At 66.7% G+C, this 17442-nt stretch carries 16 protein-coding genes; 5 read left to right on the top strand and 11 right to left on the bottom strand.

The window, feature by feature from the left end:
• Positions 1 to 112 precede the first annotated feature (112 nt).
• From BLTE_RS09895 to BLTE_RS09865, 7 genes are all read right to left on the bottom strand, one after another.
• On the bottom strand, positions 113 to 742 hold the full coding sequence (locus BLTE_RS09895) for an AprI/Inh family metalloprotease inhibitor (protein ID WP_126399936.1): 630 nt from the start codon (positions 740 to 742) through the stop codon (positions 113 to 115).
• A gap of 172 nt (positions 743 to 914) precedes the next feature.
• Positions 915 to 1436, bottom strand: coding sequence for an AprI/Inh family metalloprotease inhibitor (locus BLTE_RS09890; RefSeq protein ID WP_160140569.1), 522 nt, complete (start codon positions 1434 to 1436; stop codon positions 915 to 917).
• Between the two features lie 460 nt (positions 1437 to 1896).
• Entirely contained in the window at positions 1897 to 3393 is a 1497-nt protein-coding gene (locus tag BLTE_RS09885; RefSeq protein ID WP_126399931.1) for a CoA-acylating methylmalonate-semialdehyde dehydrogenase, read from the bottom strand.
• Positions 3394 to 3580: 187 nt separating this feature from the next.
• Positions 3581 to 4285 (bottom strand): outer membrane protein, encoded by a 705-nt coding sequence (locus tag BLTE_RS09880; RefSeq protein ID WP_126399928.1) that lies wholly within the window; start codon positions 4283 to 4285, stop codon positions 3581 to 3583.
• A gap of 410 nt (positions 4286 to 4695) precedes the next feature.
• Positions 4696 to 5370, bottom strand: coding sequence for an outer membrane protein (locus tag BLTE_RS09875; RefSeq protein ID WP_160140568.1), 675 nt, complete (start codon positions 5368 to 5370; stop codon positions 4696 to 4698).
• Between the two features lie 114 nt (positions 5371 to 5484).
• Positions 5485 to 6180, bottom strand: coding sequence for an outer membrane protein (locus BLTE_RS09870; protein WP_160140567.1), 696 nt, complete (start codon positions 6178 to 6180; stop codon positions 5485 to 5487).
• 311 nt (positions 6181 to 6491) lie between these two features.
• A complete protein-coding gene (locus BLTE_RS09865; protein WP_160140566.1) occupies positions 6492 to 7199 on the bottom strand; it encodes an outer membrane protein in 708 nt (235 codons plus the stop codon).
• Positions 7200 to 7738: 539 nt separating this feature from the next.
• On the opposite strand from BLTE_RS09865, the gene BLTE_RS09860 reads away from it, so the two are divergent.
• The 4 genes from BLTE_RS09860 (at position 7739) to BLTE_RS09845 (ending at position 11957) form a co-directional block, all read left to right on the top strand.
• Positions 7739 to 8512 (top strand): motility protein A, encoded by a 774-nt coding sequence (locus tag BLTE_RS09860; protein ID WP_126399916.1) that lies wholly within the window; start codon positions 7739 to 7741, stop codon positions 8510 to 8512.
• Between the two features lie 24 nt (positions 8513 to 8536).
• Positions 8537 to 9361 (top strand): OmpA/MotB family protein, encoded by an 825-nt coding sequence (locus BLTE_RS09855; RefSeq protein WP_126399913.1) that lies wholly within the window; start codon positions 8537 to 8539, stop codon positions 9359 to 9361.
• A 235-nt stretch (positions 9362 to 9596) separates the two neighbouring features.
• A complete protein-coding gene (locus tag BLTE_RS09850) occupies positions 9597 to 10697 on the top strand; it encodes a 3-hydroxyacyl-CoA dehydrogenase (RefSeq protein WP_126399910.1) in 1101 nt (366 codons plus the stop codon).
• A gap of 147 nt (positions 10698 to 10844) precedes the next feature.
• Positions 10845 to 11957, top strand: coding sequence for a polyamine ABC transporter substrate-binding protein (locus BLTE_RS09845; RefSeq protein ID WP_126399907.1), 1113 nt, complete (start codon positions 10845 to 10847; stop codon positions 11955 to 11957).
• A gap of 252 nt (positions 11958 to 12209) precedes the next feature.
• Here BLTE_RS09845 and BLTE_RS09840 read toward each other — a convergent pair whose 3' ends face one another.
• On the bottom strand, positions 12210 to 13160 hold the full coding sequence (locus BLTE_RS09840) for a lipid A biosynthesis lauroyl acyltransferase (RefSeq protein WP_126399905.1): 951 nt from the start codon (positions 13158 to 13160) through the stop codon (positions 12210 to 12212).
• Between the two features lie 102 nt (positions 13161 to 13262).
• Positions 13263 to 14285, bottom strand: a complete 1023-nt coding sequence (locus tag BLTE_RS09835) for a zinc-binding dehydrogenase (protein WP_126399900.1) — start codon at positions 14283 to 14285, stop codon at positions 13263 to 13265.
• Positions 14286 to 14538: 253 nt separating this feature from the next.
• On the opposite strand from BLTE_RS09835, the gene BLTE_RS09830 reads away from it, so the two are divergent.
• Positions 14539 to 14901 carry a hypothetical protein gene (locus tag BLTE_RS09830; RefSeq protein ID WP_126399897.1) on the top strand — a complete coding sequence of 121 codons (363 nt, stop codon included), beginning with the start codon at positions 14539 to 14541 and terminating at the stop codon, positions 14899 to 14901.
• Between the two features lie 437 nt (positions 14902 to 15338).
• Here the strand turns inward: BLTE_RS09830 and BLTE_RS09825 are convergent, their stop codons facing one another.
• Together BLTE_RS09825 and BLTE_RS09820 are read right to left on the bottom strand one after the other, a co-directional pair.
• Positions 15339 to 16106 (bottom strand): SDR family NAD(P)-dependent oxidoreductase, encoded by a 768-nt coding sequence (locus BLTE_RS09825; RefSeq protein WP_126399894.1) that lies wholly within the window; start codon positions 16104 to 16106, stop codon positions 15339 to 15341.
• Positions 16106 to 17389 carry a beta-ketoacyl-ACP synthase gene (locus BLTE_RS09820; protein ID WP_126399891.1) on the bottom strand — a complete coding sequence of 428 codons (1284 nt, stop codon included), beginning with the start codon at positions 17387 to 17389 and terminating at the stop codon, positions 16106 to 16108. Before BLTE_RS09820 ends, BLTE_RS09825 begins: the two co-directional genes overlap by 1 nt.
• Between the last annotated feature and the right edge of the window lie 53 nt (positions 17390 to 17442).

Here is a 17442-nt window from a genome sequence, read left to right as displayed (position 1 = left end):
GCCGTGAAAGATCAAAAAATCGTGCATCTTCGCCGGATTCAACCTGTCGATGATGGCGACCTGCGTCTTTATAATACGGATCAGCTCAGCCATCGGTTCGCAGGATCGGCACTCACCGTGTGAGGGAGATTGTCGCACCCTGGGTGGCGGTGCCGTCGAACCGGTTCGGCCCGTTGCTGGTCAGCCGAGCCAGCGGCTTGGTGTCGCTGTCATAGAGGAACAGGCTGGAGCCGGTGAGCGTCCAGCTCGTCGCCCCGGCGAGGCTGCCGCATCGCGGCTCGGCCTGCGCCCAGCCGGTGCGGGAGGCGGGCGGCTCCCGCAGCACGATCTGGCAGCTCTGGCCGTCGAGGGCGAGCGTCCAGGTCCCGCCGAGCCCGGCGGCCTGAGCACCCGGCGCGATCCGCGGCGGCTCGCTCGCCGGCCCCGGCGCCGGGCTCTCGTCGATGATCGACGGAAAGCCGGGTGAAATGCCGGTCGAGGCCGCGCCCGCGCTGCCGGTCGAGACCGCGGAGTGCATGGCGGGTGATGCGGATGCCCCAGGCGGCGGCAGGGCCGCCGCCGTAGTCGAAGCCCCGGGCGGCGGCGGCAGGGCGCTGCCGGTGACCGGCGTCGTCGGCGCGGCTGAAACCGGCGGTTCCGCCGGGGCGGAGTCCATCACCAGGGGCCGTTCGATGGCGCAGCCGGCAAGGGCGGCCGCAAGCAGCAGGCTGGCCAGGGCGAGCGGAATCGGGGTGGCGGTCAAACGCAGATGCCTCCTGCGCCGGCGACCGCGGCGCTTCGGAGCGAAACCCGATCCGACGGAATCGGGTCGGTCGCTCCAAGCTCTTGAGATATGACATTCTTTTTCCGCAGGACCCGGATTCGGTTCTGCGGGGAATGCGTCAAGACGAGACGCCGCAGCGGGCGGAAGCGGCTCAGCGCACCAGCACCACGGGTTCGCCTTCCGCGCCATAGCCGTCATAGCGGGTGGCGCCGGTCGACTGCATCCGGGCGATCGGCTGGTTGCCGGAATCGGTCAGCACCATCTCATTGCCCTGCAGCTTCCAGCCCTTGGCCTTGGAATAGGCGTTCCAGCAGTCGCCGCTGGCCGAGACCGAGCCGCTCGCGCCGTTGGCGGTCGACAGCGTCATCATGCAGGCCTTCTGGCCGTTGGAGAACTGCCAGGAGCCGTTGAACGGCGAGTTTGCCTTGGTCGACGCGGTTTCGCTGGCGGGCTGGCGGGCGGGCTGCTGCTTCTCGGTCTTGGCGGTCTTCTTCTCGGCGGCCTGCGCCGGCGGCTTGGCGGCCGTGGTCGAGCGGGCCGGCGTGCTGCTGCGAGCCGACGGCGGCGCGGCGGCGGGCGGCGGCGCCTCGGCGGTTTCGGCCGCGGGCGGCGGCGGCGTCTGCTCGGTGGTGCTCAGGAGCGACGTGCCGTCGCTTGCACAGCCTGCCAGCATCAACGCCCCGGCGACCAGGGCAAAACGGTGGAACGGTTGCATAGCAATCCCCCAATATCCCAACCCCGCATCCTCGATAGAGCAACCGGGGACCGTGGCCATTCGAGCCGGTACATCCGCCCCATGGCCAATCCATGGTGTCCTATTAACACTCCGCACAAAAATGATGAAATCTTCTCGTGCGCCATCCACCCCGGGGATGATCGCGCGCGCCGTCAGCGAGATGCCGGCTCATCGGCCGGCATCTCGGGCTTGTTCTTGAGATGAGGGGATTCTTTCATCCCGGCCCGGCGACGCCGGCCGCCGCGCCTGCCGGAAGGAGACGACGTGCCGGGGGCCGGCGCGAAACCCGCGCCGGCTCGGCCGGCCCCCGAATCGAAGAAGAACCGATCGCAACGAAGCCGATCACTCCAGCATACGGTTCGAAGGTCGTATCGGCCGGAAACCGGACCGGGCGTCCTCACTTCATGGTCGGGATGACGAAGTCCGCGCCGTCCTTGATGCCCGAGGGCCAGCGCGAGGTGATCGTCTTGGTGTGGGAATAGAAGCGAATCGCGTCCGGCCCATGCTGGTTGAGATCGCCGAACGACGAGCGCTTCCAACCGCCGAACGTGTAGTAGGCCAGGGGCACCGGGATCGGCACATTGATGCCGACCATGCCGACCTGGACCTTCGAGGCGAAGTCGCGCGCCGCATCGCCATCGCGGGTGAAGATGGCGACGCCATTGCCGTATTGGTGGTCGTTGGCGAGCTTCAGGCCCTCGGCATAGTCGTGCGCGCGCACCACCGACAGGACGGGGCCGAAGATCTCCTCCTTGTAGATGCGCATGTCCGGCGTCACCTCGTCGAACAGGCAGCCGCCCATGTAGAAGCCATTCTCGTAGCCCTGCATCCGGAAGCCGCGGCCGTCGACCACGAGCTTGGCGCCTTCCTTGACGCCGAGATCGACGTAGGACTTCACCTTGTCCAGATGGGCCTTGGTGATCAGCGGGCCGTAGTCGGCGTCGAGCGAGGTCGACGGGCCGATCTTCAGCGCCTCGACGCGCGGAATCAGCTTCTCGACCAGCCGGTCGGCGGTGGCCTTGCCCACCGGCACCGCCACCGAGATCGCCATGCAGCGCTCGCCGGCCGAGCCGTAGCCGGCGCCGATCAGCGCATCGACCGCCTGGTCGAGGTCGGCGTCGGGCATGATGATCATGTGGTTCTTGGCGCCGCCGAAGCACTGCACGCGCTTGCCGGCCGCGCAGCCGCGCGAATAGACGTGCTCGGCGACCGGCGTCGAGCCGACGAAGCCCACCGCCTTGATGTCGGGATCGTCGAGCACGGCGTCGACCGCCTCCTTGTCGCCATTGACGACATTGAGCACGCCGGCCGGCAGCCCGGCTTCGAGCAGCAGCTCGGCGAGCTTCATCGGCACGCCGGGGTCGCGCTCGGAGGGCTTGAGAATGAAGGCGTTGCCGCAGGCCAGCGCCGGGCCGAACTTCCACATCGGGATCATCGCCGGGAAGTTGAACGGCGTGATGCCGGCGACGACGCCGAGCGGCTGGCGCATCGAATAGATGTCGATGCCGGGGCCGGCGCCGTCGGTGTATTCGCCCTTCATCAAATGCGGCACGCCGGTCGAGAACTCGATGACCTCGACGCCCCTCTGGATGTCGCCCTTCGCGTCGGGAATGGTCTTGCCGTGCTCGCGGGCGAGCAGCTCGGCGAGTTCATCGTAGTCGCGCTGCACCAGCCGCAGGAATTCCATCAGAACGCGGGCGCGGCGCTGCGGATTGGTGGCGGCCCAGGCCGGCTGGGCGGCTTTCGCATTCTCGACCGCTGCGCGAACCTCGGCGGTGGTGGCGAACGCGACCCGGCCGATAACCTCGCCGGTCATCGGCTGGAAGATGTCGCCGAAACGCCCCGAGGTGCCCGGCACGTGCTTGCCGCCGATGAAATGCCCGTAGTCCCGCATGGGTCTCTCCCGTGGTTTGTCGGTACGGGGACGTGATTGCCCCGCTCTCTCCACGCTTAGCTAAAGACACTGCCGTGCGAAAGACGACGGACGTCGCACATGAAAAAGCCCCGGCCGTGACGGCCGGGGCCTTTGTGCGGAACGATCCGCCCGGGCTTGCCGGGATATGCGGATCAGTACCTTCTGATCAGTACTTGCGGACGAGCGGCTCGGAGGCGCCGCCGAAGCGGTAGTTGACGCCGACCTTCACCGCGTTGACGTCGGTGTCGACCTTGACGAGCGTGTCGCCGATCACCGTGTTCTTGTCGCCGAAGTCGTAATAGTCGTACTCGACGAAGGCCGACCAGTTCGGGGCGAAGGCGTATTCGATGCCGGCGCCGAGGGTCCAGCCGTCGCGGGTCTCGCTCTTCTTCCAGACATCGCCGCCAGCGACGACGGTGTTGTCGAGGTCGGTCCAGGCGGCGCCGCCCTTGACGTAGAACAGCGCGCGGTCGGCGGTGAAGCCGAGGCGGCCGGTGAGGGTGGCGATCCAGGAGGCCTCGTTCTTCAGCTCGCCGTTGTCGTAGACGGTCTTGCCTTCGAGGCTGGCGCCGGTGATCTCGCCCTGCAGGCCGAGCACGATGTTGTTGAACTGGTAGTCGAAGCCGATCTGGCCGCCGCCGATGAAGCCGTCGAAGTCGTTGCTGCCGGTCGAGAGGCCTTCATAGGTCCAGTCATTGCCGCCCCAGCCATAGCCGAGGTGGCCGCCGAGGTAGAAGCCGGTCCAGTTGACGCCGTAGGTGACCGGCGCGGCAGCAGCCGCGGCGGCGGCCTTGCGGGCAGCCAGGTCGGCGGCCGAGGCGGTGCCGGCGAGCATCGTCGAGGCGAGGAGGGCGAGGGCGATACGACGCATGGTCTTTGAGTCTCCAGTGTGATGGAGCCGGCGGTTTATACCCGCCCATGCGCCAAAGGATGGCGAAATCGTGCAAGGCTGCGTTTTCGCAGGGGCTGTTGCCGCTATGCAACATTTGCAGAATGGCGCAACGGCAACCAGCAACTTTGCATAGCAGGCCCGTCAATCCCTGCGTGCTGCGCTGCACAACAGCGCGCCTGCGGCAAGGATGGCGCGGCCTTTCATACCAACGGCCCCAGACGCTGACGCGTGGGGCCGTTGACTCTCGCGGATTTTCGTTCGGGAAATCAGAGATTTCGCGAAAATCCGCGACCGGAACCAACGGTCCGCGTTCGCGGCCGTTGGTATCAAACGAAGAGAGCCCCGGCATGGCCGGGGCTCCCATAGGCGGCCGGTGGTGCGGCCTTTGATCAGTAGCCGAAGCGATAGTTGACGCCGACCTTCACGACGCTGACGTCGGTATCGACCTTGTAGAGATCGCCGTCGAAGATCGTGTTCTTGTTGCCGAAGTCGAAATAGTCGTACTCGATGAAGGTCGTCCAGTTCGGCGCGAAGGCATATTCGACACCGGCGCCGAGAGTCCAGCCGTCGCGGGTCTCGCTCTTCGAGTACACGGTGTTGCCGACAACGGCGGTGCTGTCGATGTCGGTCCAGGCGGCGCCGCCCTTGACGTAGAACAGCGCGCGGTCGGCGGTGAAGCCGAGGCGAGCGGTGAGGCTGGCGAGCCAAGTCGCCTTGTTCTCCAGCCAGTCGCCATCGATGTCGAAGACCTTGCCTTCGAGATTGGCGCCGGAAATGTCGCCCTGCAGGCCGAGGACGATATTGCCCATCTGGTAGTTGAAGCCGAGCTGGCCGCCGCCGACGAAGCCGTCGAAATCGGTGCTGACCGAGCCGGCGGCCCACGACGGGGCGGTCCAGTCGTTCGAGCCCCAGCCATAGCCGAGGTGGCCGCCGACATAGAAGCCGGTCCAGCTGAAGGCATAGGCCGCAGCCGCGGGCTCATAGCGGCGGGCGGACAGGTCGGCCGCGGAGGCGGAGCCGGCGATCATCGTCGTCGCCAGCAGGGCAAGGGTGATTCGACGCATTGTCATCTCCTGAAAGGGAGCCGGACCGGCGGGAACACCCGAAGGACCGGCAGATGGCGGTTGGAAAGGGAGTGTCCGCGAAGCCGCCGCCGCCGCCTGCACGGACAGTGGAGCTCAGTAGGGACGGCTGGCCGGCGGCACCGGCGGTACCGGGGCGAAGCGGTAGTTCACGCCCAGTTTCAGGGCCTGAACCTCCTGGTCGACGGCTAGGGTGAAGGGCGCGACCGAGCCGGTGAACACCGTGTCGTCGGCGCCGAAATCCATGTAGGCGTAGTCCAACCGGGCCGACCAAGTGGGCGACAGCGCCACCTCGACGCCGCCGCCGGCCGTCCAGCCGGTGCGGCGGGTATCGGCCGTCGCCGACTCGCCGCCGGCCGTCCAGGTCAGATCCTGGTCGGCAAACGCGACCCCACCCTTGGCGTAGACCAGGACGCCGCTGAAATCGTAGCCGGCGCGCGCGGTGAGGGTGGCGAGCCAATTGATCCCGGCGTCGAACCGCGAGTCGGGGACCGCCGGATCGCTGGTGCCGCCGGACAGGTCGGTGGCGGTGATGTCGGCCTCGAGGCCGACCACCCAATTGTCCATCTGGTAGTTCAGGCCGACCTGCCCGCCGCCGAGGAATCCGTTGGTGTCCTGGTGGAGCGACCAGTCGGTGACCGTGCCGAAATAGCCGGTTTCGGCCCATCCCCAGCCGACATGGCCGCCGAGATAGAGTCCGGTCCAGTCGGTAACCGCAATCGGGCCACCGGAATAGGGGGTGGGTGCGCGGCGTGCGAGATCCGCCGCAAACGCTGGGGCAACCGTGAGCAAGGAAGCCGCCATTGCAAATACGCAACGCCGCATGACCGTATCCTTTCGGCTCTACGGCTGTTGTGCGCGATCAGAATTAAGCTTGGGTTACTGGGAAAAATTTTCCGATAAACTGCGGTTTCCCGGCCACGAACCGGAAACCGCGACCGGACGCCGCACCTTGGGCTTGAGCGCTGCGCCTTGGGTGCTGGGCCGCCGCGGGGCAGGCGCCCTGCCGCGGTCCCTGCCGGCGGGTGTGGCCGGCGGCATAAAAAAAGAACCCCGACCGAAGCCGGGGTTCAGGACGTTTGGAAGCAGATCGTATCGGGCAATCAATAGCGAGCGGACACCGCCGACGGGCCGCCGAAGCGATAGTTCACGCCGATCTTGACCGCGCTGACGTCGGTGTCGACCTTCACAGTTGTGTCCAAAGCAGGGAAGTAATAGTTCTTGTCGCCGAAGTCATAGTAGTCGTATTCGAGGAACATGGTCCAGTTCGGGGCGAAGGCGTATTCGATACCCGCGCCGACGGTCCAGCCGGAGCGGGTGCCGCTCGAGCTGTAATAATCACCGATCCAAGACCAGGAGCTGTCGTGATCAGCCCAGGCCGCACCGCCCTTGATGTAGAACAGCGCGCGGTCGGCGACGAAGCCGAGGCGGCCGGTCACGGTGGCGATCCAGGACGCTTCGTTATTATAGTACTCGTCGAGGTACCAGCTCTTGTCTTCCAGCGACGCACCGGTGATGTCCGCCTGGATACCGATCACCATGTTGTTGAACTGGTAATCGTAACCGATCTGCGCACCGCCGAGGAACCCGTCGAAATCGTTGCTCAGGCCTCCCCAGTTGTTCCAGTTGTCGACAAGCGACCAATCGTTGCTGCCCCATCCGTAGCCGATGAAGCCGCCGACATAGAACCCGGTCCAGTTCGGAGCCATCACGACCGGGGCAGAAACCACCGACTTGCGAGCCAGATCCGCTGCAGACGCGGTCCCAACCAGCGCAGTCGAGGCAAGCAGCGCAATAACGAGACGACGCATCACAGCCTCCATTGCAGAACGACCAAACACGACATGGTGGTAGCACCGTCTGCGTTGGCTCGACAGAGGGATTCCTGGCTCTGCTTCGCTTTCCCATCCTGTGTTGCTTCGCGGCAACAACCTGACGTTGGGAAAGTTGATCTTCGGCGTCCTGAGACGAAGACAATCCGCAGGAAATACGTCCGCTCGGGGCCGCCGCCGCTCCGTTCAGGACCGGCGGCAGCGCAAGCCGGCCGTCTGGTCCGGTCGCAGATTTTCGCGCAATTCGCGATTTCCTGAGTGAAAAGTTTAGGTTGAAAAATATCAAATCATCAGCGTATGGTTGTATCGACATATACTGGCCGGCCGTTCCAAGTCATTGATCTGTCATATACTCTTGCGCAGGACCGGTTCCTGCTTCTGCGGAGAATGTTTCGGGGCAAATACATCCGCCTAGGGGAGGTCGCTTACCCGGAATTAAGCTCGGCTTCCGAATATGGCGGCTCGAACGGGATCCGCCGCCAGGGCGGCTTCCCAGCGTCTGTGGGAGCCTCGCCTCTATGGATATTGCGACCGCACTGGGCTTCGCGCTCGGCACCGGAACGGTTCTGCTGCTGATGATGCTGGACGGCGACGTCAGCATGTTCGTCGACAAGCACGCCGCGATCGTGATCTTCGGTGGCAGCACGGCCGCCACGCTGATCCGTTTTCCGCTGTCGACGATCATTCATGGTCTGCCGATGGGGATGAAGTTCGCCTTCAACCTTCGGCGCATCACCGCCCATGATCTGGTCGAGCAGATCTCCCACCTCGCCGACGTGGCGCGCAAGCAGGGACCGATCGGCCTGGAGAAGGAGGTGATCGAGGACACCTTCCTGGCCAAGGGTATCCGTTACGTCGCCGACGGCTACGACAGCGACTTCATCCGCGACAATCTGGAGCGCGACCGCGACAATTTCCTCACCCACCTGGAGGAGGGATCGAAGGTCTACCGCGCCATCGGTGACTGCGCGCCGGCCTTCGGCATGGTCGGCACGCTGATCGGCATGGTGCAGATGTTCGCCAACATGTCCGATCCCTCCAAGCTCGGCCCGTTCATGGCGGTGGCGCTGCTCGCCACGCTCTATGGCGCGGTGGTGTCCAACATCGTCTGCCTGCCGCTTGCCGACAAGCTGCACGGCCGGCTGATCGACGAGGAGATCAACCGCTCGCTGATCATCGACGGGGTGCTGATGATCCGCGATTCGAAGAGCCCGGGCGTGGTGCGCGAGATGCTGCTGGCCTATCTGCCCGAGCACAAGCGCGACGAACTCGCCGAACCAGTCGCGGCCTGACGGCGCAGGCGAGGGGCGAACAAGATGGCGCGCAAGAAGGGCGGCGGTCACGGCGGCGGTCACGGCTGGTACGTGACCTTTGCCGACCTCATGGGCCTGCTGATGATGTTCTTCGTCACGCTCACCGCGTTCTCGACGATGGACAAGGTGAAACTGCAGACCGTCGCCGGCTCGATGCGCGAGGCGTTCGGCACCCAGACCATGTTCCGCTACTCCGGCATGGTCGAGGTCGATGGCCTGCCGACCCGCCAGAAGCTCAAGCATGTCGGGCAGGTCAATCCCGAGGACGCCACCGACAAGCCGGCGCCGGTCGAGCCCGAGGCGGACAAGGACAACGGCCAGCGTTCGCGCGATATGGAGTTTGCGCTGGCGACCGCCTCGCTCCGTCAGGCGCTGCAGGATCTGCCCGAGATCAGCGACATCTCGAAGAACATCATGATGGAGGAGACCAAGCGCGGTCTCGACATCTCGCTGGTCGATCAGGACGGGCGCGCGATGTTTCCGGAGGGCATGAAGGAGCCGGTGGAGCGCGCCCGGCGCGTGCTGCTCCAGCTTGCCGGCCCGCTCAAGCAGATGCCCTACCGCATCTCGATCACCGGCCACACCGCCGCGACGCGTGCCCCCCCGCGCCCCGGCTACGGCCCCTGGGATCTGTCGGCCGACCGCGCCAATGCGGTGCGCCAGATCCTCGAGGAGGCGGGCGTGCCGGGCGCCCAGGTCTTCGCGGTCACCGGCAAGGCCGACACCGAGCCGATGTTTCCGGACGATCCCTATCTGTCGGCCAATCGCCGCGTGACGCTGACCCTGATGAAGGAAGCGCCGCCGCTGCCGCCGGGCTTCACGCCCTGATACGGTTTCCGGCTGTTCAAGCCGGGGAACCGTATTCCGATCGCCGAAAATCCCACTATCGGGCAATGGATTTTCGGCGAGACCGTTTCCGGTATCCCGAAGGGATCAACCGGAAACCGTATGAGCGAAGTGCGCCCCGGCGCGGGGTGGATTGGCGCGGCCGGCGCGCCTGTCGTACGATACGGTACAGATTGAGAAATTCGGCCGGCGGGCCGATCGGGCGGGGGGCGCTGCGATGATCAACCGACGTCTTGCCATCGTGGGCGCCGGCACCATGGGCACCGGCATTGCCATCAATGCGGCCCAGAACGGCATGCACGTCGTGGTGATCGACACTAGCGCCGCGGCGGTCGAACGCGCCAAGCGCCGCGCGGCCGAGGTCTATTCCCGTTTCGTCGAGAAGGGGCGGATGAGCGAGCGCGAGCGCGCCGCCGCACTGTCGCGCCTGGAACTGGGGACCGCAATCGGCGACGTCACCCGCGCCGATCTGATCATCGAGGCGGTGTTCGAGGATTTCGCGATCAAGGCGCCGGTGTTCGAGGAGATCTCGCGCCATGCCCAGCCGGCGGCGCTGATCGCCACCAACACCAGCGCGCTGCGCGTCGGCCGTCTTGCCGCCCATGTCGCCAATCCCGGCCGCTTCCTCGGCCTGCATTATTTCTCGCCGGCCGAGATCAATCCGGTGGTCGAGCTGGTCAGCGCCGAGACCACCGCGCCCGAGACGGCGGATCTGGCCCAGGCCTTCCTGCAGGCAACGCGGCGGGTGGCCTTGCGCTGCAAGGATGCGCCGGGGTTTGCGTTGAACCGCTTCTTCTGCCCCTACACCAACGAGGCCGCCCGCCTGCTCGGCGAGGGGGCCGGCACCATCGGCGAGATCGAGCGGGCGGCCGAAGAGGCATTCGGCGCGGCCGCCGGTCCGTTCCGGGTGATGAACCTGATCAAGCCGCGCATCAATCTCGGCGCCATCCGCAACCTCGCCGAGCTCGGGCCGTTCTACGCACCGGCGCCGAAGATGGTCGAGGTCGGCGAGGCCGATGCCAGCTTCGAGATCGACCAGCCGCTCGGCCCGGTCGATGAGGCGCGGCATGCGGACATGGTCGGCCGCATCCGCGGCGCCGCCTTCCTGTCCATCCTGCAGGAGCTTGACGAGGACGTGGCCGCGCCCTCGGCCATCGATACCGGCGCCAAGCTCGCCTTCAAGTTCTCGCACCCGCCCTGCGCCCTGATGGACACGCTGGGCCGCGCCACGGTCGAGGCGCTGATCGCGCCGCTCGTCGAACGCTACGGCCTCGACATGCCGGCGAGCATCGCCGTGGTCGGCCGGCTGGTGGACTGACGAAGCGGCGCAATCCTGCGGATAGGCTGCCTGCGGATAGGCTGGGAGCGCCACGCCCGTTGTGCCGCCTGCCGGCCCGTTTTATCGTGGCGCCGCAGGGCATTCGGCGCCGAAGGGCGCCGTGAGAAACGATCCGGAGAGGGCGAGATGGCAGGGCGGCACGGACTGATGGGTGTGGCGCTGGCGGCGATGCTGGCGCTGGCGGGGCCGGCGGCGGGCGAGCCGCGCGAAGTGCGGGTGTTCAACTGGTCGGACTATATCGACGAATCGACGCTCGCCGCCTTCACCAAGGAAACGGGCATCGAGGTCCGCTACAACGTCTTCGATTCCAACGAGACGCTGGAGACGCGCCTGCTTGCCGGCCGCACCGGCTTCGACGTCGTCGTGCCCTCCGGCAACTTCCTGCAGCGCCAGATCAAGGCCGGCGTGTTCCGCAAGCTCGACAAGTCGAAGCTGCCGAACCTCGTCAATGCCTGGCCGTTCGTCACCGAGAAGCTCGCGGTCTACGACCCCGGCAACGAATATGGCGTCAACTACATGTGGGGCACCACCGGGCTCGGCTACAATGTCGACATGGTGCGTGAGCGCTTAGGGGACGAGCCGGTCGATTCCTGGTCGATCGTGTTCGATCCCGAAAAGCTCGCCAAGCTGAAGGATTGCGGCGTCCATATGCTGGACGCGCCCGACGAGCTGATCCCGGCGGCGCTGACCTATCTCAAGCTCGATCCCAACAGCCGCGACAAGGCGGATTTCGAGAAGGCCGAGAAGCTGCTGGCGCCGCTGCGGCCCTATATCCGCAAGTTCCATTCGTCGGAATACATCAACGCGCTGGCCAATGGCGACATCTGCCTCGCGGTCGGCTGGTCGGGCGACGTGCTCCAGGCCAAGAAGCGCGCGGCCGAGGCCGCCGAGAAGACCGGACGAGCGCCGGTGCAGGTCGCATTCGCCATTCCGCGCGAGGGCACGCTGATGTTCTTCGACAATTTCGCCATCCCCAAGGACGCCAAGAACATCGACGAGGCCCACGCCTTCATCGACTTCATGCTGCGGCCGGAGATCGCGGCGAAGAATTCGAGCGCGGTGAGCTACGCCAATGGCAATCTCGCCAGCCAGCCGCTGATCGAGCCGCGTGTGCGCAACGATCCCGCGGTCTATCCGCCCGAGGAGACGCTGGCCAAACTGTTCATCATCACGCCGTGGGATGCCGCCACCCAGCGCGTCGGCACCCGGCTGTGGACCAAGTTCAAGACCGGGCGGTGACCCTCTGTCGCCGTCCCGGGCGAGCGTGAGCGAGGCCCGGGGTCGTCATCCGAAGGGGTGCTTGTTCTGAAGACGGTCCCGGCTCGCGTGGCGTTCGGCCGCTTGGCCGGGACGACGACCTCTCCCCGCTGTCATCCCGGGCGAGGCGAAGCCGAGACCCGGGATCGTCATGCGGAAGGGGGCTCTTTCTGACAACGGTCCCAGGTCGCGGGCCTTCGGCCCTTGCCCGGGACGACAGGAACCGCGCCGGTCTCACCGCCAGCGGCGGTGCAGCCACAGCCACTGTTCAGGATATTCGCGCACCCAGTCCTCGATGATCGAGGTGATCATCTGCATCGAGGCCTGAATGTCGATGCTGCCGTCCTTTGCCCGCGGCAGGTCGAGCTGCTCGGTCAGCTCGACGCGGAAACGGTGATTCGGCAGGCGGATCACCCGCACGCCGTGAACCGGCACGTCGGGATAGAGCCGGGCGAGGCGGGCGATGGTCGGGTTGGCCATGCAGCGCCGGCCGAAGAACGTCACCGGCACGCCGCGGCCGAAGCGCTGGTCCACCAGCATGCCGAGATGCTCGCCGCGCTCCAGCACGCCGGCCATGGTCAGCACCGCATCGGGGCCCGAGGCGATCAGCGTGCCCATGGCGTTCTCGCGCACCTGCTCGATGGCATCGGCGATCTTGAGATTGTTGGGCGCGCGGTAGAGCACGGCGGCCTTGAGGCCGTGGGCGGCGGCGGCCACCGCCGGCAGCTCCCAATTGGCAAGGTGGGCGGCGAACACCAGCGCCGGCTTGCCGTCGTCGCGCAGCCGGTCGTAGAGCGCGACCGAGGGCGTCTCGATGCGCCCGGTGCCGGGCTGCTCGCGGCTGAAGTCCCACAGCCGGTCGATATGCGGGAACTCGCCGGCGACGCGGCCGAGATTCTCCCAGCAGCCGGCGAGCAACTCCTCGATCTCGGCGGCGCTTTTCGACGGGAACGCGGCGCGCAGATTGGCCCGCCCGGTGCGGCTGACCGGCAGGATCGGTCCGAACCGCCGGGCCACCCCGCCCATGACATCGCTCATCCGGTCCGGATCGGCCCGGCGCGCCAGCTTCAGGGCGCCGAGCGTGATGGCCGCGAACAGCGCATCGACCACCTTCAACCCGGCGAGGGCGAGCGTATGACGGGCGCGGGCCAGCAGCAGCTTGGCGCGAAGGACGTGATAGCGCATCGGTCAGAAATACTCATCTTAACTCGATCGCCGAGGGGCGATAAGTTTTTGAGTTATCGCATTTTCTTTCGCAAAACCGGTTTCCACTTTTGCGGAAAATGCTCAGAAGGTCACGATGATCTTGCCGAACACCTTGCGGCTCTCCAGCCGCTCCAGGCCCTCGGCGAAGCGCTCGACCGGCAGTTCGGTGTCGATCACCGGCGCCATGCCGGCGGCGATCTTGTCGAGCGAGCGGCGGATCGCCGCCATCGGCGCGCCGAACGAGCCGATGATGCGGTACTGCTGCTGGAACAGCTGCATCAGGTTCATCTGCACCGAGACGCCCGAGGTCGAGCCGCAGGTGACGAGCCGCCCGCCGCGCTTCAGGCAGAGCAGCGAATCGTTCCAGGTTTCGGCGCCGACATGCTCGAACACCACGTCGACGCCCTTCTTGCCGGTCAGGCGGCGGGTGATGGTGGCAAACCGGTCCTTGCGGTAGTTGATCACATGGTCGGCGCCCAGCGCCTTGGCCTTCTCGGCCTTCTCGTCGTCGCCGACCGTGGTGATGACCGTGCAGCCGATGGCCTTGGCCATCAGGATCGCCACCGTGCCGATGCCAGAGCCGCCGGCCTGCACCAGTATGGTCTCGCCGGGCTCCAGCTTGGCATTGTCGAACAGCATGTGCTCGACCGTGGAATAGGCGATCGGCGCGCAGGCGGCGGCCTGGAACGAGATGCCGGCCGGCACTGGGATGGTCAGGCGCGCCGGGTGGTTCATCACGTCGCGGGCGAAGCCGTCGACATGGAAGCCGAGCACCCCGGCGACGTTCTCGCACAGATTGTCGCGGCCTTCGCGGCAGGCCTTGCACTGGTTGCAGGTCAGCGCCCCATACATCACCACCGGCTGGCCGATGGCGAACCCGCTCACGCCCTCGCCGAGCGCCACGATCTCGCCGGCCGCCTCCGCGCCCACCACCAGCGGCAGCGCGCGCTTGGCGAACGCCATGCCGCGATATCCCCACACGTCGATGTGGTTGAGGCCGATGGCCTTGATGCGGATCTGCACCTCGCCCGGCGCCGGCGGGGCAGGGGGCGCCATCTCATCGAGGCGCAGATCGCGGTCACCATGGAGTCTGAGCGCACGCATGGGATAGGGCTCCGAAAACGTGCCGCACCCGCCGGCTGATGGCGGGGCTGGCGGCAGGACTGGGGCGGGGCTATAGGCTGGCGCCGCCGCCGTCAACAGAGGGACGTCGGCATTGGCGTTCAGACGAGCGGAACGAGAGGGAGACTACGGCATGTCGGAACAAGGAACGCAACAGTCCTCGCCGCAGACGAGGGCTCTGCGGCCGCGGCGCCGCAGCTTTCTGGGTTGGGTTGGGTTTTCGATCGCGGTGATCATGCTGTCCACCGTGATCAGCGGCTATCTGGTCTATCGCACCAGCTTCCTGCGCGTTCCCGCCATTGCCGAGGCGCTGTGCGGCGAGGGACAGCATATCGAGTTCTTCATCACCAAATACATCGTGCCGGAGACCGGCATGGAGGTGGAGGACAAGCAGGTCGCCTGCATCAATGCCCAGGGCATGCGCACCGACGAGTCGGCCAACCTGGCGATGCTCAAGCTCTGGCTCCTGTGCGCCTTGATCATCGGCGGGCTGTTGCACACCGGCTTGGCTTGGCGCGCGCGCTGGGAATTGAACCGGCTGGAGCAGGAGTATCAGGCCGCCGTCGAGAAGGCGAAGAACAACACGGTTTCCGGCTGACCGAGCCGGACGGCGGATCGCCCTGCCGCCTCGCGATCATTCGATCTCTCGGCACCCTCTCCCGCAAGGGGCTACGGTATTCATGGATCTGAATCGCCTGGGCCAAGAGAGATCGAGCCGAAACGCGATCTCTTTCGGCGTGACTTGCGCCTGCGGCGTCTGGCACAAGCCCGCCGTCGTCATGGCCGGGCTTGTCCCGGCCATCCACGTCTTTGTTTTCAAATAGGTTTTCAAGACGTGGATGCCCGCGACAAGCGCGGGCATGACGAGTTCAATCCTGCGGCCCCCGGTAACTGCCGATCCACCGCGTTCTCGATGAGACATCCGCAGCCTGTCCATTAAGCCATTGATGGCTCAGCACAGAATCAGATCCATGAATACCGTAGCCCGCAAGCGGAGAGGGAAGGTGGGATGCGCCCGAAGCTGACCCGAGGCGGTCAGCGCTGCAGGGTCAGCGTGCTGGACAGGCCGCCGTCGATCACCAGCGTCTGGCCGGTGATCGCGCCGGCCGGCGGCGACAGCAGGAAGGCGACGAGCCCCGCCACCTCCTCCGGCTTGACGAAGCGGCCGAGCGGGATCTGCGCCTCCATCTTCTGGCGGAAGGCGGCGTAGGGCGCCAGCATGTCGGTGTCGACGAAGCCCGGCGCAATCACATTGACGGTGATGCCGCGCCGGGCGCTTTCCGCCGCCAGCGTCTGGGCGTAGCCGATGATCGCCGCCTTCGAGCCGGCATAGGGGGCGTTGCCCTGGCTGCCGCGCAAGGCCGCAATCGAGCCGATGCCGACAATTCGCCCGGCCCGCGCCCGCATCATGCCGCGCACCACCGCCTTGGCGAGCCGGGTGAACGACCAGTAGTTCACCTGCATCAGCACCTCGGCCTTGTCCTGGTCCATCATCGCCGCCAGCGTGTCGTAGGGCATGCCGGCATTGTGGACGAAGCCGAAATAGCTCTCGTCGGCCACTGTGGCCGCGAACGCCTCGACCGCCGCCTTGTCGGTGAGGTCGAGCGCGCGCGCCTCGAAGCCCTGGCCGGGATGGGCGGCGGCAAGCTCGGCGACCAGCGCGTCCGCCTCGGTGCTGGCTGATCGGTAGGTGAAGGTGACGCCGAAGCCGGCCTGGGCGAGCGCCCGCACGCTGGCGGCGCCGACGCCGCGGCCGCCGCCGGTGAGCAGGACGCGAAGGCTTTTCGTTTCCACGGGGGCCATCACGCCGGCTCCCGCGCCAGAACCAGGCAGACGTTTTGGCCGCCGAAGCCGAACGAGTTCGACAGCACCCGCGCCACCTCGGCGTCGCGCGGCACGTTCGGCACCACGTCGAGCGGGATCGCCGGGTCGGGAACCTTGTAGTTGATGGTGGGCGGAATGCGGCCGTTCGCCATGGTGAGGATCGAGAACACCGTCTCGATGGCGCCGGCCGCCGACAGCGTATGGCCGACCATCGACTTGTTGGACGACACCGGCAGCGTCTTGAGCAGGTCGCCGAACACGACGGTCATGGAGTTGTACTCCATCTTGTCGTTTTCCGGCGTGCCGGTGCCGTGGGCGTTGACGTAGTCGATCGCCTCGGGGCCGACCGAGGCGTCGGCCAGGGCGTTCTTCATGCAGCCGATCACCGGCTTGCCGTCGGGCGAGGAGCGGGTGCGGTGGAAGGAATCGGCGAGCTCGCCGACGCCCTCGAGGATGCCAAGGATGCGCGCGCCCCGCGCAACCGCCGCCTCATAGTCCTCCAGCACCAGAGCGGCGGCGCCCTCGGCCATCACGAAGCCGTCGCGGTTCTTGGAGAATGGCTTGGAGGCCTCCTCCGGCGGCTCGTTGGCGGTCGACAGCGCCGACAGCAGCGAGAACCGCACCAGCGATTCGAGGTTCACCGTGGCGTCGGTGCCGACGCAGAGCGCTGCGGCCGTCTCGCCGCGGCGGATGGCCTCGACGCCGAGCTGGATCGCCGAGGCGCCGGAGGCGCAGGCGGTCGACAGCGTGATCGGCGAGCCCTGGGTGCCGAACCGCTCGGCGACATGGTCGGCGACCGAGCCGAACAGGAAGCGCTCGCCCCAGGCGCGGAATTTCCCCGTCGCGGCGCCGGCCAGCAGCGTGGCGTAGGTGACCGGCTCGGCCTTCGGCCCGGCCGCCAGCACCGCCTCGCGCTGCTCCCACTCGGTCTCGACCGGCGGCATCGCCAGGAACAGCGGGCCGGGGAAGAAGCCCTTGCGGCCGATGGCCGCCTCGGCCAGCGCCTCCTCGACCGCGACATGGGCGAGGCGCTCGGTCAGCTCGGCGGCGCAGAACGGCTCGGCCGGGATGAAGTCGATGGTGCCGGCGACGGTGGTCTTGAGCCCGTCCAGCGGGAAGCGCTTGATGGTGGAGAGGCCCGACTTGCCGGCCATGATGGCGGCCCAGTTGTCGGCCTTGCCTTGCCCGAGCGAGGTCACCACGCCCATGCCGGTGATGGCGACCACCGGCCGGCCCTGCCTGTCGCGACGTCCGCCAGCCATGTCCTGATCCTCACTCTGCGATATCGTTCAATGATACGAAATCCGGCTGACCA

The sequence above is a fragment of the Blastochloris tepida genome (assembly GCF_003966715.1).
In the GTDB taxonomy this organism is placed as follows: Bacteria; Pseudomonadota; Alphaproteobacteria; order Rhizobiales; family Xanthobacteraceae; genus Blastochloris; species Blastochloris tepida.
Note: the sequence above shows the minus strand (reverse complement) of the source record. Positions and strands in the feature narration are given on the sequence as shown.

Bases quoted from the DNA above. Each gene is read 5' to 3' on its own strand.
- BLTE_RS09820 (WP_126399891.1), bottom strand. From the start codon at position 17,389: ATGGCTGGCGGACGTCGCGACAGGCAGGGCCGGCCGGTGGTCGCCATC.
- BLTE_RS09885 (WP_126399931.1), bottom strand. From the start codon at position 3,393: ATGCGGGACTACGGGCATTTCATCGGCGGCAAGCACGTGCCGGGCACC.
- BLTE_RS09855 (WP_126399913.1), top strand. From the start codon at position 8,537: ATGGCGCGCAAGAAGGGCGGCGGTCACGGCGGCGGTCACGGCTGGTAC.
- BLTE_RS09850 (WP_126399910.1), top strand. From the start codon at position 9,597: ATGATCAACCGACGTCTTGCCATCGTGGGCGCCGGCACCATGGGCACC.
- BLTE_RS09875 (WP_160140568.1), bottom strand. From the start codon at position 5,370: ATGCGTCGAATCACCCTTGCCCTGCTGGCGACGACGATGATCGCCGGC.
- BLTE_RS09825 (WP_126399894.1), bottom strand. From the start codon at position 16,106: ATGGCCCCCGTGGAAACGAAAAGCCTTCGCGTCCTGCTCACCGGCGGC.
- BLTE_RS09835 (WP_126399900.1), bottom strand. From the start codon at position 14,285: ATGCGTGCGCTCAGACTCCATGGTGACCGCGATCTGCGCCTCGATGAG.
- BLTE_RS09845 (WP_126399907.1), top strand. From the start codon at position 10,845: ATGGCAGGGCGGCACGGACTGATGGGTGTGGCGCTGGCGGCGATGCTG.
- BLTE_RS09890 (WP_160140569.1), bottom strand. From the start codon at position 1,436: ATGCTGGCAGGCTGTGCAAGCGACGGCACGTCGCTCCTGAGCACCACC.
- BLTE_RS09840 (WP_126399905.1), bottom strand. From the start codon at position 13,160: ATGCGCTATCACGTCCTTCGCGCCAAGCTGCTGCTGGCCCGCGCCCGT.
- BLTE_RS09860 (WP_126399916.1), top strand. From the start codon at position 7,739: ATGGATATTGCGACCGCACTGGGCTTCGCGCTCGGCACCGGAACGGTT.
- BLTE_RS09865 (WP_160140566.1), bottom strand. From the start codon at position 7,199: ATGCGTCGTCTCGTTATTGCGCTGCTTGCCTCGACTGCGCTGGTTGGG.
- BLTE_RS09880 (WP_126399928.1), bottom strand. From the start codon at position 4,285: ATGCGTCGTATCGCCCTCGCCCTCCTCGCCTCGACGATGCTCGCCGGC.
- BLTE_RS09830 (WP_126399897.1), top strand. From the start codon at position 14,539: ATGCTGTCCACCGTGATCAGCGGCTATCTGGTCTATCGCACCAGCTTC.